We start from the raw sequence: 25,407 nt of genomic DNA on the forward strand, positions 1-25,407 counted from the left end.
CGCAGCAGGAGCGGAGCGCCACTTTGACGCAGGCGAAGCCCGCAGGGCAGCGCACAGGAGGTGCGCTGTGAACCCCTCCAAACCCTTCATCCTCCGCCCCATCGCCACCTCGCTGCTGATGGTGGGGCTGCTGCTGGTGGGCCTCCTGGCCTTCCGCCAGCTGCCGGTCTCGGCCCTGCCCCAAGTGGACTACCCCACCATCCAGGTGGTCACCTTCTACCCAGGCGCCAGCCCCGATGTCATGGCCTCGGCCATCACCGCGCCGCTGGAGCGCCAGTTCGGCCAGCTGCCGGGCCTCAACCGCATGTCTTCCACCAGCTCGGGCGGCAGTTCCGTCATCACCCTGCAGTTCGTGCTGGATCTGAACATCGACGTGGCCGAACAGCAGGTGCAGGCCGCCGTGAACGCCGCGGGCACCTACCTGCCCGCGAACCTGCCCAATCCGCCCATCTACAGCAAGATCAACCCGGCCGACGCGCCCATCCTCACCCTGGCGCTCACGTCGAAAACCCTGCCGCTGTCCAAGGTGGAGGATTTCGCCGACACGCGCCTGGCCCAGAAGATTTCCCAGCTGCCCGGCGTGGGCCTCGTCAGCATCAGCGGCGGCCAGAAGCCCGCCGTGCGCATTCAGGCGAATCCCACGGCCCTGGCCGCCAACGGCCTCACCCTGGGCGACGTGCGCACCGCCGTGGCCGCCAGCAACGTGAACCAGGCCAAGGGCAGCTTCGATGGCCTGCGCCAGGCCTATGCCATCGGCGCCAATGACCAGCTGCTGAGCAGCGAGGACTACCGCCCCCTGGTGGTGGCCTACAAGAATGGCGCCCCAGTCACGCTGTCCGATGTGGCCCTGGTCAGCGACGACGTGGAGAATGCCCGCCTCGCCGCCTGGAAGAACACCACCCCCGCCGTCATCCTCAACATCCAGCGCCAGCCCGGCGCCAACATCATCGCCGTGGTGGACCGGGTGAAGGACCTCATGCCCCAGCTGCGGGCCTCCCTGCCCGCCGCCGTCGAGCTGAACATCCTCACCGATCGCACCGTCACCATCCGCGCCTCGGTGGAAGACGTGGAGTTCGAGCTGATGCTCACCATCGCCCTGGTGGTCATGGTGATCTTCCTCTTCCTCCGCACCTTCGCCGCCACCGTGATTCCCAGCGTGGCCGTGCCGCTCTCGCTCATCGGCACCTTCGGGGTGATGTACCTGCTGGGCTACAGCCTGAACAACCTCACGCTCATGGCGCTCACCATCTCCACGGGCTTTGTGGTGGATGATGCCATCGTGATGATCGAGAACATCATGCGCTACATCGAGGAGGGCGACTCTCCCCTCCAGGCGGCGCTCAAGGGTTCCGAGCAGATCGGCTTCACCATTCTCTCTCTGACCGTCTCCCTCATTGCCGTGCTCATCCCGCTGCTCTTCATGGGCGACATCGTGGGCCGCCTGTTCCGTGAATTCGCCGTCACCCTCAGCGTCACCATCCTGGTGTCCGCCGTGGTGTCGCTCACGCTCACGCCCATGATGTGCGCCAAGCTGCTGAAGCACACGCCGCCAGAGGAACAGGGCCGTTTCTACCAGTCCTCGGAGCGAATCTTCCAGCGCATCATCGACTTCTACGGGCGCACCTTGGCCTGGGTGCTGAAGCACCAAACCGGCACCCTGGTGGTGGCCGTGGCCACCCTGGCCTCGACCATCCTGCTCTACATCGCCGTGCCCAAGGGCTTCTTCCCCGTGCAGGATACGGGCGTGATCCTGGGCATCTCCGAAGGCCCCCAGACCGTCTCGTTTACCGCCATGGCCGAACGGCAGCAGGCCCTGTCCACGGAAATCCTCAAAGACCCCGCGGTGGAAAGCTTGTCCTCGTTCATCGGCATCGATGGCACCAACACGACCCTCAACAGCGGCCGCATCCAGATCAACCTCAAGCCTCTGGAAGAGCGCAAGCTCAGCGCCAGTGAGGTCATCCACCGCCTCCAGCCCCAGCTGGCCAAGGTGGAGGGCATCCGCCTCTACCTGCAGCCCGTGCAGGATCTCACCGTGGAAGACCGCGTCAGCCGAACCCAGTATCAATACACGCTGGAAGACGCCGACGCCAAGGAGCTGAGCGAGTGGGTGCCCCGCTTCGTGGACCGGCTGTCGGCCATTCCCGAGCTGCGGGATGTCGCCAGCGATGCCCAGAACGCGGGCCTCCAGGTGCGCCTCACCCTCGACCGCACCACCGCCTCGCGCTTGGGCATCACGCCCCAGATGCTCGACGACGCCCTGTATGACGCCTTCGGCCAGCGCCAGATTTCGACCATGTTCACCCAGCTGAACCAGTACCGTGTGGTGCTGGAGGCCCGTCCCGGCCAGTATCAGCGGCCCGAGGATCTGCAGAGCATCTACGTGCGGTCCGGGTCCGGCGGGTCCGTGCCCCTCAGCGCCTTCACCCGCATGGAGACCATCCCGGCGCCCCTGGCCGTGAACCACCAGGGCCAGTTCCCCACGGCCACGCTGTCCTTCAACCTGGCGCCCGGTGCTTCCCTGGGCGATGCGGTAAAGGCCATCCAGAAAGCCCGCCAGGAACTGGATGCTCCCGCCAGCCTGAAGACGGGTTTCCAGGGCACCGCCCAGGCCTTCGGCGCGTCGCTGACCAACACGCCCCTGCTCATCCTTGCCGCGGTGCTGACGGTCTACATCCTGCTGGGCGTGCTCTACGAGAGCTACATCCACCCGGTCACGATCCTCTCGACCCTGCCTTCCGCGGGCGTCGGCGCCCTGCTCTCGCTCATGCTCTGCCGCACGGATTTCAGCGTCATCGCCCTCATCGGCATCATCCTGCTCATCGGCATCGTCGAAAAGAACGCCATCATGATGATCGACTTCGCCCTGGAGGCCGAGCGCAAGGATGGTCTGCCCCCCCAGGAGGCCATCTACCAGGCTTCGCTGCTGCGCTTCCGGCCCATCATCATGACCACCATGGCGGCCCTGCTGGGCGGCGTGCCTCTCGCCCTGGGATCGGGCGTGGGAGCTGAATTGCGCCGCCCCCTGGGCATCGTCATCGTCGGCGGCCTCATCTTCAGCCAGGTGCTGACCCTCTATACCACACCGGTCATCTACCTCGCCTTCGACCGCCTCGCACGCCGCTTCCGCGGCCTGCGCAAAGCCCCGACGAAATGAGCATTTCAACCCCCTTCATCCGCAGGCCGGTGGCCACGACGCTGCTGACCATCGCCCTGGCGCTGCTGGGAGCCATCGCCTACCAGTTCCTGCCGGTCTCGCCCCTGCCCCAGGTGGAGTTCCCCACCATCCAGGTGCAGGCGGGCCTGCCTGGCGCCAGCCCCGAGACCATGGCCTCCTCCGTGGCCACGCCGCTGGAGCGTCAGTTCGGCCGCATCGCCGGCATCACGGAAATGACCTCCGCCAGTTCGCTGGGCGGCACCAGCATCACCCTGCAGTTCGACCTCAGCCGCAACATCGATGCGGCGGGCCGCGATGTGCAGGCCGCCATCAACGCCGCCCGCGGCGACCTGCCCGCCAACCTGCCGAACAACCCCTCGTACCGCAAGGTGAATCCGGCGGATTCGCCCATCCTGCTGCTGGCGCTCACCTCGAACATCATTCCCCGGGAGCGCATGTATGACATCGCCTCCTCGGTGCTGCAGCAGAAGCTTTCCCAGATCCAGGGCGTCGGCCAGGTCTTCGTCTGGGGCGGCGCCCTGCCCGCGGTCCGCGTGGACGTGAACCCGGCCCTGCTCAACGCCCAGGGGCTCGCCCTGGATGATGTCCGCCTGGCCATCACCGCCGCCAACCTGAACCGGCCCAAGGGCGATCTCTCCAACGCCAAGACCACCTGGTCCATCGCCACCACCGACCAGATGATGACGGCCGCCGACTACCAGCCCCTCATCCTCCGCTACCAGCGTGGCAACGCGGTCCGCTTGGCGGATGTGGCCACCGTGACCGATTCTGTGGAGAACGTCCGCAACGGGGGGCTGTCCAACGGCGTACCGGCCATCATGGTGCCCATCTTCCGCCAGCCGGACGCCAACATCATCGAGACCGTGGACCGCGTGCGGGCCATCCTGCCCCAGTTGCAGGCCTCGCTGCCGCCCACCATGGAACTGAAGGTGCTCATCGATGCCACCCGCACCATCCGGGCCTCGGTGAAGGATGTGCAGCTGGCGCTCTCCATCTCCATCGCCCTGGTCATCCTGGTCGTCTTCGTGTTCCTGCGGAGCGTGCGGTCCACCCTCATCCCCAGCGTGGCGGTGCCCATTTCGCTCATCGGCACCTTCGGCGCCATGTACCTGCTGGGCTACACCATCGACAACCTGTCGCTCATGGCCCTTACTGTGGCCACGGGCTTCGTGGTGGACGATGCCATCGTGGTGGTGGAGAACATCACGCGGCATCTGGAAAACGGCATGCAGCCCATGGAGGCGGCCCTGCATGGCGCCAAGGAGATCGGCTTCACCGTCATCTCCATCAGCATCTCGCTCATCGCGGTGTTCATCCCCATCCTCATGATGGGCGGCATCGTGGGCCGTCTCTTCCGGGAATTCGCCGTCACGCTGTCCGTGGCCATCGTCATCTCCATGGTGGTCTCGCTCACCACCACGCCCATGATGTGTTCGCTCCTGCTGCGCCCCCACTCGGAGGAAAAGCACGGCAAGGTTTTCCAAGCCAGTGAGCGCATCTTCCAGTGGATCATGGGCCACTACGAATCCTCCCTGGGCTGGGTGCTGCGCCACCAACGCTTCACGCTGCTGGTGGCCCTGGGCACCATGGTGGCCACCGTGGGCCTCTACATCGCCATCCCCAAGGGCTTCTTCCCCCAGCAGGACACGGGCCGCATCAATGGTTCCATCGTGGCCGCCCAGGACATCTCCTTCGCGGGCATGGAACGGCTGATGACCGAGTACGTGGCCATCGTGCAGAAGGATCCCGACATCGAGAATGTCACCGCCTTCATTGGCGGCGGCAACACAGGCCGCCTCTTCGCCTCCCTCAAGCCCAACGAGCAACGCAAGTCGAACGCGGATCAGATCATCGCCCGCCTGCGCGGCAAGACCGCCCACCTGCCAGGGGGAACCCTCTACATGCAGCCGGTGCAGGATCTCCGCCTGGGCGGCCGCCCCTCCAGCACCCAGTACCAGTACACCCTCCAGGGCGATGATGCCCGCGAACTCTTTGACTGGGCGCCGCGTGTGCTGGAAAAGCTCAAGACCGTGAAGCAGCTGGCGGACGTGAATTCCGACCTGCAGAACAAGGGCCTGGAGGCCTCCCTGGTCATCGACCGGGCCACGGCTTCGCGCCTGGGCGTCACACCCCAGGCCATCGACAGCACGCTCTACGACGCCTTCGGCCAGCGCTTCGTCTCCACCATCTACACAGCCCTGAATCAGTACCATGTGGTGATGGAAGTGGACAGTCCCTTCATGCAGACGCCGGACGGCCTCCGCCACACCTACGTGCGCTCCGTCACGGGGAACCTGGTGCCCCTGAGTGCCTTCACCACCCTGGAGCGGCGGAACACACCTCTTTCCGTAAATCATCAGGGCCAGCAGCCATCGGTCACCCTCTCCTTCAATCTGCCCGTGGGCGTGGCCCTGGGCGATGCGGTGGCGGCCATCGACAAGGCCCAGCAGGACATCCACATGCCGGGCACCCTGCGGGGCAGTTTCATGGGCACGGCCCAGGCCTTCAAGGCTTCGCTTTCCAACCAGCCCCTGCTGGTGGCCGCGGCCCTCTTCGTGGTCTACATCGTTCTGGGCATGCTCTACGAAAGCCTCATCCATCCGCTCACCATCCTCTCCACCCTTCCTTCGGCGGGCGTAGGGGCGCTGCTGGCCCTGCTGGCCTGCCGCACTGAGCTGAGCGTCATCGCCTTCATCGGCATCATCCTGCTCATCGGCATCGTGAAGAAGAACGCCATCCTCATGATCGACTTCGCCATCGAAGTGGAGCGGCGCGAAGGCGTCACCCCTGAGCGGGCCATCTTCCAGGCCTGCCTGCTGCGCTTCCGGCCCATCACCATGACCACCATGGCGGCCCTGCTGGGCGGTCTGCCCCTGGCCATCGGCATGGGCACCGGCGCCGAACTGCGCCGCCCCCTGGGCATCGCCATCGTGGGCGGGCTTCTCTTCAGCCAGCTGCTGACGCTCTACACCACGCCCGTCATCTACCTCTACATGGACCGGGCCCGACTGCGCTGGGAGCGGTGGCGGAGGAGATAAAACAGATCCACCGCGGAGACGCGGAATCCACGGAGGCATCACGGAGGATGGACCGGTCATGGGCGGGCGAACGCGCCTCGATGCGATTCTCCGTGTGCTTGTCCCGGTGAACTCCGTGCCTCCGTGGTGAATCTGTTCTGCGCGATGATGGGGCCATGCTCCCCCAGCCCAGCCTGCGCCGGACCCTCTCGTCCCTCGAGTACTTCGCCTTCGGATTCGGTTCCATGGTGGGCGTGGGCTGGGTGGTGCTCATCGACGACTGGCTGGCCCGGGGCGGCCCTGCGGGCGGCATGCTGGCCTTCCTGCTGGGCGGTCTCGCGCTGCTGCCCACCGCCCTCACCTACGGGCGCATGGCCCGCGAGATGCCTGATGCCGGCGCCGAAGTGGCCTACACCGAGGGGGTGTTTCCCGAGGTGCTGAGCTACGCTACGGGCTGGGTGATGGTGCTCGCCTATTTCATCGTCTGCCCCTGGGAGGCCGTGGCCATCGGCAACCTGCTGGCCCGGGCCCTGCCTGCCGTGAATCAGCTGCCTCTCTACAGCGTCGGCGGGAAGGCCATCTACCTGCCGCGCCTGCTGGCGGGGCTGGCCCTGGTGGCCCTCATCGGCACCCTGAATTACCGCGGCATGCAGCTCAGCTCGCGCCTGCAGAAGACTGCCACCTTCGGCATGCTGCTCCTGTTCCTGGGCTTCACCACCCTGGGTTTGGCCAAGGGTCAGGCCCTGAACCTGCGGCCCCTGTTCGCCCATCCCGGCGTGGCGGGGGCCGGGCTGTCCGTCCTGCTCATGCTCCAGGTGATGCCCTACTTCATGACCGGCTTTGAATCGGTGGTCAAAGGCTCGGAGGAGGCCGAAGCGGGCTTCGATCCCAGAGGCTTCGGCCGCGCCATGGTCTCCGCCCTGCTGGCGGGCAGCCTGTTCTATGTGTTGGTGATCTTGGTGGTGGCCTACATCGCCCCCTGGAAAGGGCTGGTGGCCGGCAAGTTCGGCACCGAACAGGCCTTTGAACGGGCCTTCGGCTCCCATTTCATCGCCCAGCTCATTCTTTTCGCGGCCCTGCTCTCCCTGCTGAAGGTCTTCAACGCCATGTTCGTGGCCGCCACCCGCCTGCTCTACGCCCTTGGCCGGCGAGGCCTGATCCACCCGGCCATGGGCACCGTCCATCCCCGCTTCCAGACCCCCGGCGGCGCCGTGCTGCTGCTGGCGGGCCTCACCGCCGCGGTGAGCTTCCTGGGAGACGCGGCCCTCCTTCCCATCACGGATGTGGGCTCCCTGGCCGTGGGCTTGGGCTGGCTGGCTACGTCCCTGGCCGCCCTGAGGCACCTCAAGCGGGCCCCCCAGCCCGATCCGGCAGGCCTCGCCCTGGCGGCCCTGAGCGCCGTGGTCAGCCTGGCCCTCATCGCCATGAAGGCCCTGCCCAGCGTCCCTGGCAGCTTCACCCACACCGAATGGACCGCCTTCGGCGTCTGGGTGGCCCTGGGCGCCCTGCTTTGGACCGGCTGGCGGCGCCCTTCGGAGCGGAAAAGCAACTGATCACCACCAAGACTCTAAGCCACCAAGAAAGGCAGAAATGCCCTTTTCCCTTGGTTCTTGGTGCCTTGGTGTCTTGGTGGTGAATCCCTTTGAATGGTGGTTTCAAACCATCCCGGCTTGAGCCAAGTCCCTCCGAGTGCGATCCTGGAAGGCTATGAAACTCGATCGGCTTGGCGACTTCTCACGCTCCCACCGCAACGGCGACTTGCGTCTCGATCACGCGGGCCAGACGGTGCGCCTGCTCGGCTGGTGCCGCCGGGTGCGCAACCTGGGCTCGCTGGTGTTCCTGGATCTCCGCGACCGCTGGGGCCTGGTGCAGCTGGTGGCCAACGAGGAGACCGCCGATCCCGAGCTGCTGGCCAAGCTCAAGGCCGTGCGCAGCGAGTTCGTGCTGGCGGCAGAAGGCGTGGTGGCCGAACGCGAGAGCAAGAACCCCAACATGGCCACGGGTGACATCGAGATCCGCCTCACGGGCCTGAAGATCCTCAACACCGCCGCGCCGCTGCCCTTTCCCCTGGAAGACGAGCACGTGGGCGAGGATCTGCGCCTCACCTACCGTTTCCTGGATCTGCGCCGCGAGCAGCTGCAGCGCAACATGATCCTGCGCAGCGAGGCCTCCAACATCATCCGGAACTACTTCCGGAAGAACGATTTCGTCGAGTTCGAGACGCCCATCCTCGGCAAGTCCACCCCCGAGGGAGCTCGCGATTACCTGGTGCCCAGCCGGGTCCACGCCGGGCAGTTCTTCGCCCTGCCCCAGAGCCCCCAGCTCTACAAGCAGATGCTGCAGGTCTCGGGCTTCGAGCGCTACGTGCAGATCTGCCGCTGCTTCCGGGACGAGGATCTGCGCGCCGACCGCCAGCCCGAGTTCACCCAGGTGGACGTGGAAATGAGCTTCGTCCGCCAGGAGGACATCCAGGCCCTCATCGAAGGCCTGATGGTGGAGCTCTGTCCCCTGGTGGGCCAGAAGGCCGTCGCCCCCTTCCAGCGTCTGCCCTACAAAGACGCCATGGAGTGGTACGGCTCCGACAAGCCCGACCTCCGCTGCAAGCTCAAGATCCAGGACGTGACGAACCTCTTTGCCCAAAGCGAGTTCAACCTGTTCCGTGCCGCCTCCGACTCCCAGGGGCAGCGCCGTGTGCGTGGCCTCTTCTTCCCTGGCGAGGCTGCCGGTGCGTACAGCCGCAAGCAGCTGGACGAACTGCAGGAGACGGCCAAGCAGCTGGGCGCGGGAGGCCTGCCCTACGTCAAATGGGGCAAGGATGGCCTGGCCTCCAGCTTCAAGAAGTTCCTCACGCCCGAACTCGAAGCTGCGCTGAAGGCCACCCTAAGCATCGGCGGCGAAGGCCTCGCCATCTTCGCCGTGGGCACCGATGACCAGACCTCCCGGGTGCTGGGCGACCTGCGTCTGAGGCTGGCCAAGGCCTTGGGTCTCCTGGATGAATCCGCCTTCGAGTTCCTGTGGGTGGTGGATTTCCCCCTCTTTCAATGGGATGAGGATGATCAGCGCTTCGTGGCCTGCCACCACCCCTTCACCAGCCCCCATCCCGAAGACCTCGACCTGCTCCAGTCCAATCCCGGCGCCTGCCGCGCCGTGGCCTACGACCTGGTGCTCAACGGCTATGAGCTGGGCGGCGGCAGCATCCGCATTCACGATGCCGAAACCCAAAGCCTCATGTTCCGCACCATCGGCATCAGCGACGCGGAGGCCCGGGCGAAATTCGGTTACCTGCTGGATGCCCTGTCCTTCGGCGCTCCGCCCCATGGCGGCCTCGCCCTGGGCCTCGACCGCCTGGTCATGCTGCTGGCGGGCGAGGACAACATCCGTGAGGTCATCGCCTTCCCCAAGACCGCCCAGGCCCGCTGCCTCATGACCGATGCCCCCAGCCCCGTGGATGAGCGGCAGCTGCGGGATCTGCACCTCCTGACTGACGCCAAGCAGACCTACCGGGTGGGCGCCGTGTTCTTCGAGAGTGCCGAGGGCGGGAATGCCGAGCTGCGGGGCCAGGCCCTGCAACAGATCACCCAGCTGACCCCCCGCCAGGCCCAGGGCCTGGTCACCCTGGACGCCCAGGGCCAGATCCTCGACGCCCAAACCCTCAGTGGCCCCACTTTTGAGTTCTGAGGCCTTCCCTGGCAACGGCGGAACCTTCGCCGCTGAGCCTCCACCCATGAAGGGACCCTCCCTTGGGGGGAACGACCCGATTCCCGCGTAAACTGTAGGCTTGGCCCTTCGGGGTGATTTGTCTTGGAGGCTCCATGTTCCTGAAGGTCCCCGGTCCAGGGGAAGCGGCCATCGCCCCGATGCGTCCTGCGATGGCATCCCCGGGCGGATTCCTGCGCCGCCTGCGGATCCTCGGCGTGGCCCTCCTGCCCCTGCTGCTCGTTCTGGCCTGCTCCAAGCACAAGGACACGGCCTCCGACCCCGGCAAGCCGCCGGCCATCACCACCGCCCCCGCGGATGCCAGCACCGTGACCGGCCGGAGCGTCAGTTTCTCGGTGACCGCCACCGGCGAGATCACCCTCCGCTACCAGTGGAACAAGGATGGCGTCGACATCCTGGGCGCCATCGGCTCCACCTACACGATCTTCAGTCCCAAGATGCAAGACGCTGGCAAGTACGCGGTGACGATCACCAACCCCAACGGCAAGATCACCAGCACTGCGGCCACCCTGACCGTGGCACAGGCCCTGATCTTCAGCGCCCCCATGGGCCTCGCCACCGATGCCACAGGCAACACCTACGTCTCCGACATGGATGACCACACCATCTGGAAGGTGAGCGCCACCAATCAGAAGACCCTGCTCGCTGGGGCCTCGGGCCTGCCCGGCGCCGTGGACGCCAAGGGCGGCGCGGCGCGCTTCAACACCCCCGGCGGCTTGGCCCTGGATGCCTCCGGCAACCTGCTGGTGGCCGACACGGGCAACCACACCATCCGCAGCATCGCCCCCGATGGCACGGTGACCACCCTGGCCGGCAGCGCCGGACAGGTGGGATCCGACGATGGCAACGGCCCCGCAGCCCGCTTCAACAGCCCCTTCGGCCTGGCGGTGGGCAGCGGCGGGAGCGTCTACATTTCTGACACCCAGAACCACACCATCCGCTTGCTGGCCCCCAATGGCGATGTCACCACCTTTGCGGGCCTGGCCGGCAAACCCGGACAGGTGGACGGCCCCCGGGCCAGCGCCCAGTTCAACCAGCCCAATGGTTTGGCCTTGGCATCCAACGGCACCCTCTACGTGGCCGACTACGGCAATTCCGTGATTCGCGCCATCTCCGCCAGCGGCACGGTGTCATTGCTGGCAGGCCAGTACGCCGCCCATGGTCTCGCCGATGGCACGGGCACCGGAGCCCTTCTCTATCAGCCACTGGGTATCTCGCTGGACGCCTCCGGCAACCTCTACGTGGCCGATTCCGCCAACCACACCATCCGCCGGGTCACCAGCGCCGGTGCGGTCTCGGTGGTGGCCGGTTCCGCCACCCTCGGCAACGCGGACAGCACTGGCGCTTCCGCCCAGTTCTTCCTGCCCTGCGGCGTCGCTGTCAATGCGGCGGGCAACGTGGTGGTGGCCGATACCAACAACCACATGCTGCGCAGCCTGACCCCCGCAGGCGTGGTGACGACGCCCACCGCCCCTTGAGCCATCGGTTGCACTCGCTGCACAGGCCCGCCATTGGCGGGCCTGCTCATGCCACAATCAATGTTCACGACGACGAGAGCCGAGGATCCCGATGGTTGAATCGCCAGGCAAAGCCCCCAAAAAGGTGAAGGAGAAGCGGCAGACGCCTGAGGAGCGTCAGGCTCTGATGCGTTACAACCACATGATGTACGGCCCCACGGCTGGTGAGTTCAGGCCCGCCCCCAAGAAGGTGAACCTCGGCAGCGCCTACCTCAACCATCCCAAGTTCCAGGCCCTCATGACTGCCTTCAAGAAGGGCACCGCCTACCAGTTCGACGTCACCGACAAGGCCAAGGTCTACACCATCGCCACCGACGGCACCCAGATCCTCTTCGATGGGAAGACCCTCTATTATTCCCGGCCCTCCAACCGCTACGAAGACCACCTGCTGCTGGATCGCAGCGTCGCGGTGGCCTATCAGGCCATTGACGCCCTGGTGCACCTGGCCGTGGCCGTGCTGCGCAGCCTGCCCGACCTGGGCACCCCCCAGCTGAGCTACCTGAACCACGAGTTCATCTACGGTGCAGAGCCCCTCGAAACCGGCATCGCCACCTCCGGCCCCAACCTCCTCATCGGCTCCTTCAAGCACAGCAAGGTGCAGGAGAAGGCGAGGAAGTAGGGCAGCCGCGCGCCTTGTTGCCCCCTTCCACCTGGTGGTCGGGGGGCATTTCCTCGCCCTAAATGCTTCCCGCTACAATGCGGGCACTGCCAAGGCCAGACCTGTCGCCTTCGACAGGGCATCCCAGAGGATGCCTACCACCGCATTCAGGACTTTCTCGATGGTGACCATCAGGATCCCGTGCAAGGTCATCACGAAACTCTTGACCATGTCCTGGAGCCCATCCAGGAAAAACTGGCGGGTGTCGTCCGTTATCTGGCCCGTGGCGATTCCTCCCGCAACGAGGTCCGCCTGCTGCGCGATGGCCAGGAGTTGCCTTTCCGAAAACCCGCTGAGGGTCGTGACATCCGCTTTCAGGATCCCGCTGGCCGCATCCTTCATGCTCTGGACCAATACCTTTAAATCGAGGGCCATCTCCGCCTCCAAATAGATAGAGCTAGCGTTTCAGGAAATTCTCATAGCTGATTGCCTGATCGAAATAGATCGATACCTGCCCTTTGAAAGCAGCAGCGACGGTCGGATTGATTCCATGGGCCTGATCCGTTTCTTTCATCTTCTGGAATGCGATGGAAACCTGCTGAACGGAATGCACGCTCGGGGCGATGTTTGGATCCTCTTCAAGCGGCTTGGAACCCCTCTGGATCAGTAATTTATTGATGTCGTCCGTCACCTTGTTTTTCGGCACGGGACGGGCTCCAATGGCCAGCGCGAGGGCATCCAGTTTCCCAATGATGGAATTGTATTTGTCCTCTCGGCTCGGAAACGTTTCCCGCGCCACGCCACCGGACACCGCGGCGATCAGGGTCATGGAATCGGTGCTGGCCTGGGTCAAGCCCTGGACGACCGCTTGGTCATAGGCCGGTGCCAATTGAACCTTGCAGCCCATGCTTGCAAGGACGCCCCCCAGAAAGAGCGTCCTCGCCCAGAGGGTGAATGCATGGTGTTTGCGCGTGTGAGCAGGCTCCATGGGAGCTCCTTGAAAGGGTTGAGGATGTGCCCAGAACGGCGCGGGCCTTTGGGTTAGGGCAAGGACCAGCGAGTTGCGAAGAAATCCGCCGACCAGCAGGGTTTCCAGGCTTTGGTGTTGGTGAGCGTGAGCGGCGCGGGCGGAACGACCGGCGCGTCCAGGTTGAATTCCGGCGAATCCGCCGGAGGGATTGTGATGGTCCCCGGGAAGCCCCCCAAGGACGCCGCTGGTGGTCAGGTAATCGCTATGCCCGTAATCCCAGCCATCCGGCAGCCTTCCATTCCGGATGACGTTTTCAGGGACCGTGGACGATGGTCCGCTGCGCCCCAGCGCCGATTTCAGGTTGGGATCCCCCCGTTCGAGCAGCCCCCCCACGAGATTGCCTGCTGGGTAGGCCAAGGCCAGCACATGGTCCTTCATGGAGTAGAGAACGGAAACATGCTTGATCTTTTTGGCGGCGTCCTGGAACTCCCTGTTCAGCGTGTCGTCTTCGATGGCAGGGGCCATCAGGTAGAGGTGGCGCACCGTTTTCCCCTCCGCCAATTGGCGGATGGCCTGCAACATCACTCGCACGCCCAGTGAGTGGGACCCGAAGGAAATGGATGCGGTGTCCTGGAAGTGCTGGTCCAGGAAGCGGCCTAGGAGGGTGCCGCTTTTCTGGGCCTCCCCACCTTCCCAAATGTAGTCCAGCGCCATGGGAATGATGCAGTCACCGGGCCAAAGCACTCCGATGTAGAGCGGCATGGGTTCCAACTTCAGGTGCTTCTTCCACTCATTCAACTTGGCGGTGCCATCGGGCCGGTTGTTTTCAAATCCATGTGTCATCAGGAGCACATCGCGTCCAGACACGGCTTGAACCAATAAGGCCGGATCCAGGACGGTCCCATCGCCGTCAGTGACCTTCAGCGTGCCGATGGGGCCACCGTGGGACCAGGCCCTCAGATCAATGAACCAGTTCGCATCGCTCATGGCCTACCTTTTGACGGCCTGCAAGGCCTTGGCGGCCGTGGTGAGGCTGCCCGCAAGATCCTTTGCCATGGGCGCCAAGGGCGTGGCCAACAGGCCCGTGATCAATGCCAGCACATAGTGCTTCGAACCATTTTTATCGAAGACCGGTCCTGATAAAGAGACCGCGGCGGCCTCGGCCAGGATGACGGCCGCCAGACAGGCGTAGACTTTGCACGCGTTGCGGTAGCGCTGATCGGCGCGTTGGTAGGCGCGATCAATCAGGCTCGAAAGAAGCAGGTCAAAGCGACCGTAAACATTGAGTTCGTCGGGCGTCAGGGCCTTGCCCTTGTTGAGGCTGTCGGCAACCGACTCCATCACCTCTGGATCTACACCCGTCACGCGAGCCAGGCCCGCTGCCGTCTTCACGTTCAAGCGGAGCTTGATGAGGGACTTTGCGACGCTTTTTTGATCGGCCACAGGCGCACCGTTCAGCCAGTTCGAGCGGAGGGTGTCGGAAATGGCGGTTCGAGAAATGGCGGAGTCCGCGGGAATTCCCTCTTCGTTGGGCGCCAGCTGGCTGAGCAAGGCGGCAATGAACGCGAAGCCCGAATTGGATATACCACCTCCGAAAGCCTTGGTGGCATCCACGAGGCCGAACGCCGCCGTGCCGAGTGCACCAATGGCGGTAATGGCAGTGGCAAGGTAGGTCGGGGTTATGTCCATGCTGCGCTCCTTTGGCTGGTTGGGCATTAGGGTGAGTTAGAGCGTGACGCGGAGGAATGGCCGCTTTGCTCCATTGGCCAGGTCAGGGCGGATCCCAACCACGAAGCCTAAGGAGATGGGCTTTTCGGAGGCATATATGAATTTCAGGGCGGATGTTATCGCCATGATCAACCCTTTTCCCCGGGTTACCGCCGAACGGTGCATTTCCCATCCTCAACGGGAATCCGGGGTCAAATCACAGGCGGGAAACCAGCTGAAGCGAGCCGGGCCGTGACTCATCCCGGCTCAATTCAGCTCAGAATCAAGGCATGACCCTCACCCTCCGTCACCGCACCCAGGCCATCCTCCAACAGGCGGGCTGGGACTTGGCTCCACCGCCTGTGGTCTGGTCGCCGCGCATGGCGCGCTGCGCGGGGCTCTTCGTGGTGGAGAAGGATGCGCGCGGCAAGTGGCATCCGGAGATCCGCCTGTCGATTCCGCTGCTGCGCCGCCGGGACTGGCCCTGGCCGCAGCAGGTGTGCGGGATGAACTGCCATGCGCCGGAGGAAGTGCAGCAGCGGATCCTGGAGCACGAACTCATCCACTACAAGCTCTGGATGGATCGGGAGAAGGATTGGGGGCACAGCGAACGCTTCCGGCAGTTGGCTTGGGAGGTATTCGGGCATCAGGCGATCACTCACGGCATCGGCTCGGAGGAAGGCTGACCGATCAGCTGTGATCGGCCGCCGAGGTGTCACCCTTGGGTGGCCCGGTTCAGCCTCGCGCGGATGCGGCTGAGGGAGACGGCGGTGATGCCCAGGTAGCTGGCGAGATCCTTGAGGGGGACGCGGCGGGCCAGGTCCGGATGGGCTGCGAGAAAGGTTTGATAGCGTTCCAGGGGTTTGAGGATCAGCAGGTCGCGCTCGCGGATTTCCTTGCGCAGGGCGTAGCGCTTCACAGCGCCGGTGAGGCAGCGCTGCCAGGCCAGGTGCCGCTGGCCCAGCTGCTCCAGGCAGGCAAGCTCCACCCGTTCCAATTCACTGGCCTCGAGGGCCACCACCGCGAAGCTGGTGAGGCCGCCGGGTTCCAGTGCGGCCATGCTGGCGAAGAGGCCGCCCGCCTCGCCGAAGGATTTGATGCGCTCGGTGCCATCGGGCAGCCAGTAACACAGCTTCACCAGCCCCTTGCGAACCACATAGATGTAGGGATGCGTCTCGCCTGCCTGGAACACCGTCTCTCCAGCAGCCACCCGCACCATCTTCAGGTGCTGCAGGCAGTGTTCCTGTTCAGGCAGAGGGCAACCCGCGAGTTGTTCAAAGAGCTGCAGGGCTGAGCTGACGGCTGGCTTAACCATCGTTAAGGACGCGCCGATCCAGGCGTCAGATCATCAGGGCAGCCGGACATGCGATCAGTCTGGCACGACCCGCGGGAGCCCAGCCATGAACACCTGTTTCCTCCTCGTCAACGCCCTGCCCGCCTGGTTGCGGCTTTCCCGGGCCGAGCGCCAGCGGCTGTTCGAGTCGGAGTTGCTCAGTCTGGTGCCCAAGCATCCCGGCCTGACGCTGCGGTTCTTCGATGCGGAGGCCTATTCCGCCGTGTGCAGCGACATTCTGATGATTCAGCCGCCCGATGCCCGCGCCTTGCACTTCTTCATGGAGGGCCTGCGGGATTCCGCCCTGCTCACCGAGCCCTACTTCGAGGTGCGACACATCATTCCCTGCCTTGAGAATGGCTTTCAGGAATACGAAAAAGCCTTGGCCGGTGTCTGAATGGGGTGGGTGAATCCGACCATGACGGATCGCTGACGGCATGGCCGGGGTACACTCCAGCCATGAACGCCTGGGATCCCGCCTTCCTCGCCGCCCCGCCCCTGACCGAAGCCGAGGACCGGCTGGCTCCGGCCCACAAGATCTACGCCCTGCGCACCTTGCCCCTGGGCGACATCAGGGCCGTGGGCTTCGACATGGACCACACCCTGGCCCGCTACCGGTCGCCGGAGATCGATGATCTGGCCTTCAAGAAGGCCGCACGACTGCTCGTGCGTGAGCGCGGCTACTCGCCCTGGCTGCTGGAGATTGACTACAACCCGTCCTTCGCCGTGCGCGGTCTGGTGCTGGACGGCCTGAGGGGCAACCTGCTGAAGCTCAACCGGGAACGCCAGGTGGTGCGGGCCGGCCACGGCAGCCTGGCCATGACCCGGGCCGATATGGAGACGGTGTACGGCCGTCGCCGCCTGTCCACGGCGGCCAAGGGTTTTCGCAGCATCGACACGCTGTTCGAGATTCCCGAAAGCCACCTGTATGCCCAGATGGTGGATGGCTTTGACCGAGGTCTGTTGAAGGCCGAGAACTACCTTCAGCTGTTTCACGACGTGCGCTGGGCCATCGACACCGCCCACCGCAACGGCGAAATGAAGGCGGAGATCCTTCAGCACAAGGATTTCTTCATTCCCCATGATCCCCAGCTGGCTCTTGCCCTGGGGCGCCTGAAGCGGGCGGGGAAGAAGCTCTTCCTGCTCACCAACAGCGAATGGAGCTTCACGGATGGCGTGCTCAGCCACCTGCTCAACGGCCAGGACGAAGCCCACCCAGCCTGGACCGATTATTTCGATCTCGTGGTGGTCAGCAGCCGCAAACCCGGATTCTTCCTCGATGCCCCGGAGGCCCTGCCACTGGAAGGTCATCCCCGCTGCTTCATCGGCGGCCACACGGCCTGGCTGGAGGGTGCGCTGGACGCCCGGGGCGAACAGGTGCTCTACGTGGGCGATCACATCTACGGCGACGTACTGCGCTCCAAGAAGAACGCCTCCTGGCGCACCCTGTTGCTGGTGCCGGAGCTGGAGCAGGAGCTAAAGCTCCTGGAGGCCAAGGCCGACGATCTGCGGGAACTGCTCCGTCTCGAGACCGCCCGGCGGCGCACCCTGCGCCGGGCTTCGGTGCTGCAGGATCAGCTGAAGCGCAACCGTGTGCGCCGCCATGTGCTGGGACAGCGGCTCAGTGCCGATGCCACCGCGGCGCTGGATCATGAGGCGACCCAGCTGGCCACCAGCGCCGAGGCCCTCCGGCACCGCGCCGAGGTGCAGGGCCTCGAACTCCAGGGCCTCTCCGCCGCCGTGGAAGCGACGTTCAATCCCACCTGGGGCCCCATGTTCCGCGATCGCGACGAACTGACCCGCTTCGCCGACCAGCTGCAGCAGTTCGCCTGCGCCTACACGGGCAAGGTGGGGAACCTCTACATGTACGATCCGCTGGCGACGGTCTATGGGCCCATTCCCACCCTGCCCCACGAGCGGGCAGGCGGCCTTCTCACTTCGCTTTCGCGCCCATAGCCCGGTCGATGAGGGGCTCGAGTTCGGCACTCGTGAAGGGCTTCTTGAGGAAATCCACGAAGCCCTGGGCCAGGGCCTGCTCCCGCGACACGGGCAGCGCGTAGCCGCTGGAGAGAATTCCGGGAAGGTGGGGCCTGAGGGCGCGCATGGCCTGGAAGGCCTCGACCCCGCCCATGCGGGGCATGGTGGCGTCGAGAATCACCAGATCGAAGGCCTCGGGCCGCTGGCGGAACAACTCCAGCGCCTCCAGGCCATCCAGGGCCGTCACCACCTCCAGGCCGAACCAGTCCCGCAGCATCTCGGCCAGCACCTCGCAGAGATCCGCCTCGTCATCGGCCAGCAGCACGAGGTTGCGGCCAAGGCGGTGCTCCTCCGCTGGAACCAAGGATGGGGCCTGCCCTTCCGGGCAAGGAAGGTGGATGCGGAATACGCTGCCCACCCCCGGAATGCTCTCCACCTGGATGCCGCCCCGGTGGCCGCGGATGATGCCCAGGGCCGCCGCCAGGCCCAGGCCGCGGCCCAGATCCCGCGTCGAGAAGAAGGGATCGAAGATCTTCGGCAGGGTATTGGGCTCGATGCCGTGCCCCTGGTCGGAGACTTCCAGCACCACGTAGGGCCCCGGTTCCAGGGGATCGGGCCAGTGCCCCAGGGCCAGATCCTGGGCATCGACGTGGCGCACATAGGTCCGCACCCGAATGCCACCGGCCGTGGCACTGGCATCCTCAGCATTGGCAAGGAGCCCCTCCACCACCCGCCCCAGGAGCACGGGATCCACCAGCACCTTGGGCAGGTCCTTCGCGAGATCGCGGATCACCGGCACACCGATGCGATCCAGGCATTCGCTGACGAGGGCGCTCAGTTCGCGGGGTTCCGGGCGCCGGAGGTCGCCGCCGGAGCAATGCAGGATGTCCCGGCTCAGGCCCGTGGCGCGGTCGAGGCCGCCCTTCAGCCGCTGGAGATACATCAGGGTGCGTGAATGCGCCGGGGCGGCGGCGGCGGCCATCTCCAGATTCGCCACCATCATCTGGAAGATGTTGTTGAAATCGTGGGCCAGCCCCCCGGCCAGCATGCCGAGGCTTTCCATTTTCTGGGACTTGGCGAGGGCTTCTTCCGCGTGGCGCATCTCGGTGACATCCACCAGGCAGCACACGGCTCCATGGACGCGCCCATTGCGATCCCGCAGGGGTGTGGCATAGGCCATCACATGGCGGAGCGAACCATCCTCGAACACCAGGTCCAGGGCCTGGCCGCGCACTTCACCGCCCTGGATCGCCGCCCGCTGGATGGGGTGATCCTCCCGCCGGAGTTCCGTCCCCGCCCGCTGCAAGGCCGCATGGGCAGGCCATATAAAGGGGGCCGAAGGGCCCTGATCGTCAGGCTCCGGCATGCGCAACAGGGCCCAGGCCGCCGGGTTGCCCTGAATCAAGCGGCAGTCCTGCCCCTCGGCGATCCACAGGGGAACGGGCGTGGCCGTCATCACCGCGCCCAGTTTGTCCGCTTCCGCCCTGGCCTCGGCCCGAGCCTCCTCCAGGCGCGCAGCCTGCACCTCCTTGGAGCGGAAAATGCCCTGGATGAGCAGCACCCCAGACAGCATGAGGGCAGAGATCAGCAGGCCCAGCACCTCGTTGGGCAGCATCGGGGCAGAGATGCCCTTCTCCAGCAGGTCCACCAGCACGAACAGGCGGCGGACGGCCATCAGCACCAAGGCCATGGCCAACAGGAACCACGCCAGGGGCCGACCGGCTGTCCGGCTGATGCGCATTCCAAAACCCGCCGCCGTGATCTGCAGCAGGATCGAGAGGAGGATAACCGTCAGATTCAGCACCGGAGAACGCGCCCGAAATGGCTTATCGGCAGCTGAATCGAACTGGGTGAATGCCGAGGTAACCTACCCTCGAACCCCCACTTTCGCCTGGGCGATCACCTGCCGGATGGCCGCGACCACCTGGTCCTGGTCCGCCTCGCTGAGACCGGGCCAAAGCGGCAGGCTCAGCAGCCGCTCGCCGCTCCACTCGCTGTGGGGCAGGCCCTCCTTGGGCAAGTGCTGCGGGTTGGCCGCGTAGAAATCCCGGTACCAGGGATGCACGTGGGCCGGGCGGTAGTGAATGCCCGTGCCGATGTTCTCCTCCTTGAGGGCGGCCACGAAGGCGTCGCGGTCCAGGCCCAGCTTCTCGGGGTGGATGCGCAGCACGAAGAGGTGGAAGCAGTGGCCCAGGTTGTCATCGCCGGGCCAGGGCAGCATGACTTCCTCGATGTCCTTCATCAAATCAAGGTAGCGGTGGAAGAGCACGCCGCGCCGGGCGTTGAAGCCATCCAGCTTGCCGATCTGGTGCAGGCCCATGGCCGCTTGCAGATCCATGAAGTTGGCCTTGCGGGCAGGCTCGAAGACCTCGGTGTGGGGGCTGCCTTCCTTGGCGAAGCGCTTCCAGGCATCGCGGTCGATGCCGTGGAAACGGAGGCGCTTGATGCGGCTTTCGTACTCATCGTTGAAGAAGGCGATGGCGCCGCCTTCGCCGGTGGTCATGTTCTTGTTGGGGTGGAAGCTGTAGACCGTCATGATCGAGCGCGGATCGCCGCCGATCTTGGTGCCGCGGTGGTGGGCGCCCATGGCCTGGGCGGCATCCTCGATCACCCAGAGGCCGTGCTTTTCGGCGATCTGCCAGATGGCGGCCATGTCGCAGGGCAGGCCCGTGAGGTGCACGGGGATGATGCCCTTGGTGCGCGGCGTGATGGCCGCCTCGATCTTGGCGGGATCGAGGTTCATGGTGACGGGATCGATGTCGACCAGCACGGGCACACCGCCCTGCAGCACCACGGTGCTGAGGGTGCTCACCCAGGTCAGCGACGTGGTGATGACTTCATCGCCCGGCTGCAGGTTCAGCACCTGCATGGTGATTTCCTGGGCCGTGGTGGCGCTGTTCATGGCCAGGCAGTGGGGCACCCCGTTGTAGGCCTTCAGAAGCTCTTCAAACTTGGCCGACTTGGGCCCCGTGGTGATCCACCCGCTGTGGATGGTGTCGATGATTTCCGCGATTTCCTCTTCGCCCACCATGGGACGGGTGAAGGGGAGGAATTCCTGGCGGCGTTGGTAGGACATGCGCACTCCGTCGAAGGAAGCTGCCATTGTCCCACAGCCGCCCCCGTCAGACAGAGCGGCGGTCTACGGTATGAATGCTAGGCGATGCTCACCGTGATGCTCAGGGTGCTGCCCTTGCCCAGCCCCTCGCTGCTCAGGCTGATGGTGCCGCCCATCATTTCCATGAGGTGTTTGCAGATCACCAGGCCAAGGCCGGTGCCGCCGTACTCGCGGCTGTGGCCGCCTTCCGCCTGGGCGAATTTCTGGAAGAGCCGGGCCTGGGCCTCTTGGCTCACACCGATGCCCGTATCCACCACCAGCAGCGCGATGACGCCGGGATGGCGCTCCACCTGGATGGAGACGCTGCCCTCCTTGGTGAACTTCAGGGCGTTGGACAGCAGGTTCAGCAGGACCTGCTTCAGCCGGTTGGGGTCCACCATCACGTCGGGAATGTCGAGGTTCTCGGGCCAGATCAGCTCCACCCCGGCCTTGCGGGGATAGGCCTCGGCGATGGGCCGCACTTCGTCGATGAGAACCGCGAGGGAGAAGGGCTCTGGATGCACTTCCAGCTTGCCGGATTCAATCTTGGCCAGATCCAGGATGTCGTTGAGGAGGCCCAGCAGGTGCTGCCCCGAGGAGTAGCTGTCCTGCAGCATGGAGCGCATCTCTTCGGCATCGTCGTAGAGGCCATCCATGACCAGGCGGGTGAAGCCCAGGATGCCTGTGAGCGGCGTGCGCAGCTCGTGGCTGGTGAGGGCCAGGAACTCGCTTTTCAGCTGATCCGCTTCGCGGAGGGCGTCGTTGACCCGCTCCAGTTCCAAGGCCTGGCGCTGGAGGGCGTCGCGCTGCTCGGAGAGATCCCGGAACAGCCAAGCGTTGTAGAGGGAGACGGCTGCCTGCCGCTGCAGAATGGTGATGGAATCGAGATCATCCTCTTCCCATTTCCGGTCGCCAGGCATGGCCAGGATGGCGAAGCCAAGCAGCAGCAGCTGGTGCTCAAACGGAATGAAGAAGAGGTGGGCGCCATCCGTGCCGCGCAGGGCGCCCAGCGCCTCGTCGTCGCCGATGGAATCCAGCCATTGGCTTTGGAAAAGCACCAGGGGCGTGGCCGGGAAGGGGTTGGGGGCCGGCAGGCGCAGGGCGGACCATTCGGCCCGGGACAGGCCGTTGCCATCCTTGGGCACGTAGCCCACTCCACCGTCTTCGAGTGTCCAGACCACGGCCCGGCGGCAGTGGAATTCCTGAGCCAGCACATCGAGCACCACGCTGACCACCTGGCCGCCCTTGGAGGTGGCCGCCAGGATTTCCGACACCTGCTGGAGCACCTGCATCTGGTGGGAGCGCCGACTCAGCTTGGCCCGCAGATCCCGCGTCTCATGCATCGTCTGGGTAAGTTGCCGCTGGGTCTGCAGGAGCTCGGCCAGCATTTCCGACCCTTGGGGGCGCGGCGTGACCGGCACCTGCTTTGGCCCCGAGGAGGACTGGACGCCCGCCGGATTCACCTTGGGCCCTGAACTGGGCTGGGATGGCTGCGAGGGTGGCTTGGGGCCAGATGGAGGATTGGCGGCGTTCATGTGCCTCCAGCATGGCCCCGGGAGAGAAACCTGCCAAGGGGCCTGTCGCTTCAACCTCAGGACACCCAACCGGCCAGGATTGTCCCAAGATGGAACCATGGCGAATCGCGCCCCCACCTTCTCCCTCCAGCGCATCATCTTCCTGGCCGTATCGCTGGTGGTGTGCGTGCAGGTGGGCTGGTGGATCAACGTGCAGATCCGCGAATCCCGGCGCCTCCTGGAGGCCCGCACCGAGGCGCTCTCCGCCAGCCGGGCCGAGGCCTGGCAGATGGACAGTCTGAGCATCCTCGCTTTCATCCACGCCAACCCCGATCCCTCCTCCCGCTCCGGGGCCATCGAAGGCCGCTACATCCCCCTGCCCGACCTTCGCCAGCGGCGCGACGCCATCCATCGCCGCTTCCCCCATGTGGCCGTGGTGCTGGCCCCGGTCACCCCCCAGGACCTGCCCCTCCTGGATGGCCGGGCCTTCCTCACCCTGCGCCCCGAACCCTTGATCGAACTGCAGAATCAGCGTTGGCACTCGGTGTTCCGTGCCGCCTCCGAGGGCGCCTTCATGGTGGCGGCGGTGCTGCTGGGGTTTGTCGTCATCTACCGGAAGCTGGAGGAGGAGCTGGATCTGAAGCTCCGCCAGCGCAATTTCACCTCGGCAGTGACCCACGAACTGAAAACGCCCATCGCATCCCTGCGGGTGTGGACCGAAACCCTCTTCACGCGCTCCCTCGGCGAGGAACAGCGGCTGCGGATCCGCGGCCTCATGGAGAAGGATCTGGACCGCCTCCAGGAACTGGTGGGCAACCTGCTGGACGTGGCGCGCGCCGAATCCGGCAGCCTGGTGCTGCACCTGGCGCCGCTGGAGCTGGAGCCTTGGCTGCGGGGTGTCTGCGAGGGCATGGATGAGCGCCTGGGCCCCGGCCAGCTGGGCCTCAAGCTGGAATTCGGTTCGGAGCCCCTCTGGGTGAACGCCGATTCCAAGGCCCTGGGCACGGTGGTGGAGAACCTGCTCTCCAACGCCTTCAAGTACGCCGCCGAGCCGCGCCAGACCACGGTCACCCTCGACGGCGATGGGGAGGATGCCCTCATTGTGGTGAGTGATCTGGGCCACGGCCTGGCCTCCAAGGATCTGCCCCGGGTCTTCCACCGCTTCTTCCGTGTGGGCGACGAAATGACCCGCCAGGTCACAGGCACCGGCCTGGGCCTGTTCCTGGTGAAGGAGATCGTCACCCGGCACAACGGCGACGTGCGGGCCTCCAGCCGGGGCGCAGGGCTGGGCTCGGCCTTCACCATCCGCCTGCCGCGCATTCCCAAGCCAGAAGAGGGGCCGGCTGATGAGCCCGCGGACGAGCCCGCAGATGCCTGAGCCGGTCGGCGCCCGCCCGGAGGCGGGCCTGGTCCAGGCCGCCGCCCAGGGGGACGCGGAGGCCTTCGAGGCCCTGGTGCGCCCCCACCTCGGCATGCTGTTCCGGGTCATTGAGCGCATCCTGGGCAATGAGGCCGAAAGCCAGGATGCCCTCCAGGACGCCCTGCTCACGCTGCACCGGGAGCTGCCGGGCTTCCAGGGGGCCAGCAAGTTCAGCACCTGGGCCTACCGGATCTGCGTCAACCAGGCACTCATGGCCCGACGGAAGCGGGTCCGCCGCCGGGAGGATGCCATCGAAGATCTGATGCCACGTTTCGGTGACGAAGGGCATCACATGGACGTCGACACGCTCGTTGATTGGAGCGAAGACGCGGAGGCGCTCATGAGAGTCGAGCAGGCGGAGCTGAAGGCCAGGGTCCAGGCGGGCCTGGACCGCCTGTCCGACGACCAGCGCGCCGTCTTCGTCCTGCGTGATCTCGAAGGCTGGAACACCGAGGAGATCGCCCGGCACCTGGGCATCACCCGCGAGCTGGTGCGCCAGCGGGTGCACCGGGCCCGCCTCGCGCTGCGGGCCATGCTGCCCGAATTTGCCCCCGCCCAGGAGGGTCGATGACCATCCTCCTCCCCACCTGTGAACGCGTCACGAGCCTCCTCACGGCCTACGAGGAGGGCGCCCTCGGCCCCTTCGACTGGCTGGGCGTGAAGCTCCACCTGGCCCTATGTCCGCCCTGCAAGACCTTTCACGACACCTTCGACCGCACCCCGGCCCTGCTCCGCCAAGCCTGGCAACACTGGGAGGACGAACCCATCCCGGTGGCCGAGCATGCCCTTTCCGGGGCCCTGGCCGCGCTTCGTGAAGGCCGTGTGCCCACGGGCCCCCAACACCACCCCGAGCCCGAGCTGTGGGCGGCCCTGGCCCCCGGAGGCGATCCCCTGCTGGCGCTCCTGCTGCGCCTCCACCTCGGGCGCTGCGCCAGCTGCCGTGACATCCATGGTGAGCACGAGGCCATTTCCATCACCGGGGACCCCCTGGCGGCCCTCCGTCCCCACCTCCCCCCCGAAAGCCAGTGGCGCTGGATCAAGCGGGGCCTGGGCGGCGGCCAGGTGGCCATCGTCATGGAGGATGCCGCCACCGGCGCCACCCTTCACCTGGCCTGCCTGCCCGGGGGCAAGCGCAGCCCCGTGCACAGCCATCAGGGGCTGGAATGCGCCCTGGTGCTCTGCGGCGCCCTGCAGGATGGCCCGGCCCACTTGAGGGCCGGCGATTGGATCACCCACGCCAGCGGCCATCTGCACGGTCCCACCGCCGATGATGGCTGTGAATGCTGGGCCCTGGTGGCCCTGGAGCGGCCGGTGAAGTTCCTGGGCTGGCGCGGGGCGCTGAACCTGTTCCAGTAGGCCTCGGCC

19 protein-coding genes are annotated in these 25,407 nt (G+C 65.6%); 12 read left to right on the forward strand and 7 right to left on the reverse strand.

What is annotated here, in order from left to right; translation table 11 throughout:
• Positions 1–67: 67 nt before the first annotated feature.
• The 6 genes from Q9293_RS13285 to Q9293_RS13310 all read left to right on the forward strand — a co-directional run bounded on the left by Q9293_RS13285 (position 68) and on the right by Q9293_RS13310 (position 12,048).
• The gene (locus Q9293_RS13285) at positions 68–3,157 is read left to right on the forward strand and encodes an MdtB/MuxB family multidrug efflux RND transporter permease subunit (protein WP_306247270.1); all 3,090 of its coding nucleotides are present in this window, start codon (positions 68–70) and stop codon (positions 3,155–3,157) included.
• Entirely contained in the window at positions 3,154–6,216 is a 3,063-nt protein-coding gene (locus tag Q9293_RS13290) for a multidrug efflux RND transporter permease subunit (protein ID WP_306247272.1), read from the forward strand. The genes Q9293_RS13285 and Q9293_RS13290 overlap by 4 nt, the downstream gene beginning before the upstream one ends.
• 155 nt (positions 6,217–6,371) lie before the next feature.
• The gene (locus Q9293_RS13295; RefSeq protein WP_306247275.1) at positions 6,372–7,748 is read left to right on the forward strand and encodes an APC family permease; all 1,377 of its coding nucleotides are present in this window, start codon (positions 6,372–6,374) and stop codon (positions 7,746–7,748) included.
• 154 nt (positions 7,749–7,902) lie between these two features.
• Entirely contained in the window at positions 7,903–9,873 is a 1,971-nt protein-coding gene (gene aspS / locus Q9293_RS13300; RefSeq protein WP_306247277.1) for an aspartate--tRNA ligase, read from the forward strand.
• 134 nt (positions 9,874–10,007) lie between these two features.
• The gene (locus Q9293_RS13305; protein WP_306247278.1) at positions 10,008–11,390 is read left to right on the forward strand and encodes an immunoglobulin domain-containing protein; all 1,383 of its coding nucleotides are present in this window, start codon (positions 10,008–10,010) and stop codon (positions 11,388–11,390) included.
• 91 nt (positions 11,391–11,481) lie between these two features.
• Positions 11,482–12,048 carry a hypothetical protein gene (locus tag Q9293_RS13310; RefSeq protein WP_306247280.1) on the forward strand — a complete coding sequence of 189 codons (567 nt, stop codon included), beginning with the start codon at positions 11,482–11,484 and terminating at the stop codon, positions 12,046–12,048.
• Between the two features lie 72 nt (positions 12,049–12,120).
• Here Q9293_RS13310 and Q9293_RS13315 read toward each other — a convergent pair whose 3' ends face one another.
• The 3 genes from Q9293_RS13315 to Q9293_RS13325 are packed head-to-tail and all read right to left on the reverse strand — an operon-like array spanning position 12,121 to position 14,686.
• Entirely contained in the window at positions 12,121–12,462 is a 342-nt protein-coding gene (locus Q9293_RS13315; protein WP_306247282.1) for a hypothetical protein, read from the reverse strand.
• Positions 12,463–12,484: 22 nt separating this feature from the next.
• Entirely contained in the window at positions 12,485–13,984 is a 1,500-nt protein-coding gene (locus Q9293_RS13320; RefSeq protein WP_306247284.1) for an alpha/beta hydrolase, read from the reverse strand.
• Positions 13,985–13,987: 3 nt separating this feature from the next.
• Positions 13,988–14,686: a hypothetical protein gene (locus Q9293_RS13325; RefSeq protein WP_306247286.1), complete on the reverse strand. Its 699-nt coding sequence runs from the start codon at positions 14,684–14,686 to the stop codon at positions 13,988–13,990.
• A gap of 308 nt (positions 14,687–14,994) precedes the next feature.
• Between Q9293_RS13325 and Q9293_RS13330 the strand changes: the two genes are divergently transcribed.
• Entirely contained in the window at positions 14,995–15,390 is a 396-nt protein-coding gene (locus tag Q9293_RS13330; protein WP_306247288.1) for a hypothetical protein, read from the forward strand.
• 29 nt (positions 15,391–15,419) lie between these two features.
• Here the strand turns inward: Q9293_RS13330 and Q9293_RS13335 are convergent, their stop codons facing one another.
• Positions 15,420–16,019 (reverse strand): Crp/Fnr family transcriptional regulator, encoded by a 600-nt coding sequence (locus Q9293_RS13335; protein ID WP_306247290.1) that lies wholly within the window; start codon positions 16,017–16,019, stop codon positions 15,420–15,422.
• Positions 16,020–16,104: 85 nt separating this feature from the next.
• Between Q9293_RS13335 and Q9293_RS13340 the strand changes: the two genes are divergently transcribed.
• Positions 16,105–16,434 (forward strand): darcynin family protein, encoded by a 330-nt coding sequence (locus tag Q9293_RS13340; RefSeq protein ID WP_306247292.1) that lies wholly within the window; start codon positions 16,105–16,107, stop codon positions 16,432–16,434.
• 62 nt (positions 16,435–16,496) lie between these two features.
• Complete coding sequence (locus Q9293_RS13345; RefSeq protein ID WP_306247294.1) at positions 16,497–17,993, forward strand: HAD-IG family 5'-nucleotidase; 1,497 nt, start codon at positions 16,497–16,499, stop codon at positions 17,991–17,993.
• On the opposite strand, the gene Q9293_RS13350 is transcribed toward Q9293_RS13345, so the two are convergent.
• From Q9293_RS13350 to Q9293_RS13360, 3 genes are all read right to left on the reverse strand, one after another.
• Positions 17,971–19,755, reverse strand: coding sequence for a response regulator (locus Q9293_RS13350; protein WP_306247296.1), 1,785 nt, complete (start codon positions 19,753–19,755; stop codon positions 17,971–17,973). The two genes, Q9293_RS13345 and Q9293_RS13350, sit on opposite strands and share 23 nt — an antisense overlap.
• A 126-nt stretch (positions 19,756–19,881) precedes the next feature.
• Entirely contained in the window at positions 19,882–21,090 is a 1,209-nt protein-coding gene (locus tag Q9293_RS13355) for a DegT/DnrJ/EryC1/StrS aminotransferase family protein (RefSeq protein ID WP_306247298.1), read from the reverse strand.
• Between the two features lie 77 nt (positions 21,091–21,167).
• Positions 21,168–22,643 (reverse strand): cell wall metabolism sensor histidine kinase WalK, encoded by a 1,476-nt coding sequence (locus tag Q9293_RS13360; protein WP_306247300.1) that lies wholly within the window; start codon positions 22,641–22,643, stop codon positions 21,168–21,170.
• 97 nt (positions 22,644–22,740) lie between these two features.
• Between Q9293_RS13360 and Q9293_RS13365 the strand changes: the two genes are divergently transcribed.
• From Q9293_RS13365 to Q9293_RS13375, 3 genes are read left to right on the forward strand one after another with little or no spacing between them, the layout of a single operon-like run.
• The gene (locus tag Q9293_RS13365) at positions 22,741–24,000 is read left to right on the forward strand and encodes a cell wall metabolism sensor histidine kinase WalK (protein ID WP_306247302.1); all 1,260 of its coding nucleotides are present in this window, start codon (positions 22,741–22,743) and stop codon (positions 23,998–24,000) included.
• Positions 23,993–24,613 (forward strand): RNA polymerase sigma factor, encoded by a 621-nt coding sequence (locus tag Q9293_RS13370; protein ID WP_306247304.1) that lies wholly within the window; start codon positions 23,993–23,995, stop codon positions 24,611–24,613. The genes Q9293_RS13365 and Q9293_RS13370 overlap by 8 nt, the downstream gene beginning before the upstream one ends.
• Positions 24,610–25,398, forward strand: a complete 789-nt coding sequence (locus Q9293_RS13375; RefSeq protein WP_306247306.1) for a cupin domain-containing protein — start codon at positions 24,610–24,612, stop codon at positions 25,396–25,398. Before Q9293_RS13370 ends, Q9293_RS13375 begins: the two co-directional genes overlap by 4 nt.
• Positions 25,399–25,407: the final 9 nt, after the last annotated feature.

Source organism: Geothrix sp. PMB-07, assembly GCF_030758935.1.
In the GTDB taxonomy this organism is placed as follows: Bacteria; Acidobacteriota; Holophagae; order Holophagales; family Holophagaceae; genus Geothrix.

Bases quoted from the DNA above. Each gene is read 5' to 3' on its own strand.
- Q9293_RS13290 (WP_306247272.1), top strand. From the start codon at position 3,154: ATGAGCATTTCAACCCCCTTCATCCGCAGGCCGGTGGCCACGACGCTG.
- Q9293_RS13350 (WP_306247296.1), bottom strand. From the start codon at position 19,755: ATGCGCATCAGCCGGACAGCCGGTCGGCCCCTGGCGTGGTTCCTGTTG.
- Q9293_RS13370 (WP_306247304.1), top strand. From the start codon at position 23,993: ATGCCTGAGCCGGTCGGCGCCCGCCCGGAGGCGGGCCTGGTCCAGGCC.
- Q9293_RS13320 (WP_306247284.1), bottom strand. From the start codon at position 13,984: ATGAGCGATGCGAACTGGTTCATTGATCTGAGGGCCTGGTCCCACGGT.
- Q9293_RS13340 (WP_306247292.1), top strand. From the start codon at position 16,105: ATGAACACCTGTTTCCTCCTCGTCAACGCCCTGCCCGCCTGGTTGCGG.
- Q9293_RS13355 (WP_306247298.1), bottom strand. From the start codon at position 21,090: ATGTCCTACCAACGCCGCCAGGAATTCCTCCCCTTCACCCGTCCCATG.
- Q9293_RS13305 (WP_306247278.1), top strand. From the start codon at position 10,008: ATGTTCCTGAAGGTCCCCGGTCCAGGGGAAGCGGCCATCGCCCCGATG.
- Q9293_RS13335 (WP_306247290.1), bottom strand. From the start codon at position 16,019: ATGGTTAAGCCAGCCGTCAGCTCAGCCCTGCAGCTCTTTGAACAACTC.
- Q9293_RS13315 (WP_306247282.1), bottom strand. From the start codon at position 12,462: ATGGCCCTCGATTTAAAGGTATTGGTCCAGAGCATGAAGGATGCGGCC.
- aspS (WP_306247277.1), top strand. From the start codon at position 7,903: ATGAAACTCGATCGGCTTGGCGACTTCTCACGCTCCCACCGCAACGGC.
- Q9293_RS13330 (WP_306247288.1), top strand. From the start codon at position 14,995: ATGACCCTCACCCTCCGTCACCGCACCCAGGCCATCCTCCAACAGGCG.
- Q9293_RS13325 (WP_306247286.1), bottom strand. From the start codon at position 14,686: ATGGACATAACCCCGACCTACCTTGCCACTGCCATTACCGCCATTGGT.
- Q9293_RS13365 (WP_306247302.1), top strand. From the start codon at position 22,741: ATGGCGAATCGCGCCCCCACCTTCTCCCTCCAGCGCATCATCTTCCTG.
- Q9293_RS13310 (WP_306247280.1), top strand. From the start codon at position 11,482: ATGGTTGAATCGCCAGGCAAAGCCCCCAAAAAGGTGAAGGAGAAGCGG.
- Q9293_RS13375 (WP_306247306.1), top strand. From the start codon at position 24,610: ATGACCATCCTCCTCCCCACCTGTGAACGCGTCACGAGCCTCCTCACG.
- Q9293_RS13345 (WP_306247294.1), top strand. From the start codon at position 16,497: ATGAACGCCTGGGATCCCGCCTTCCTCGCCGCCCCGCCCCTGACCGAA.
- Q9293_RS13360 (WP_306247300.1), bottom strand. From the start codon at position 22,643: ATGAACGCCGCCAATCCTCCATCTGGCCCCAAGCCACCCTCGCAGCCA.
- Q9293_RS13295 (WP_306247275.1), top strand. From the start codon at position 6,372: ATGCTCCCCCAGCCCAGCCTGCGCCGGACCCTCTCGTCCCTCGAGTAC.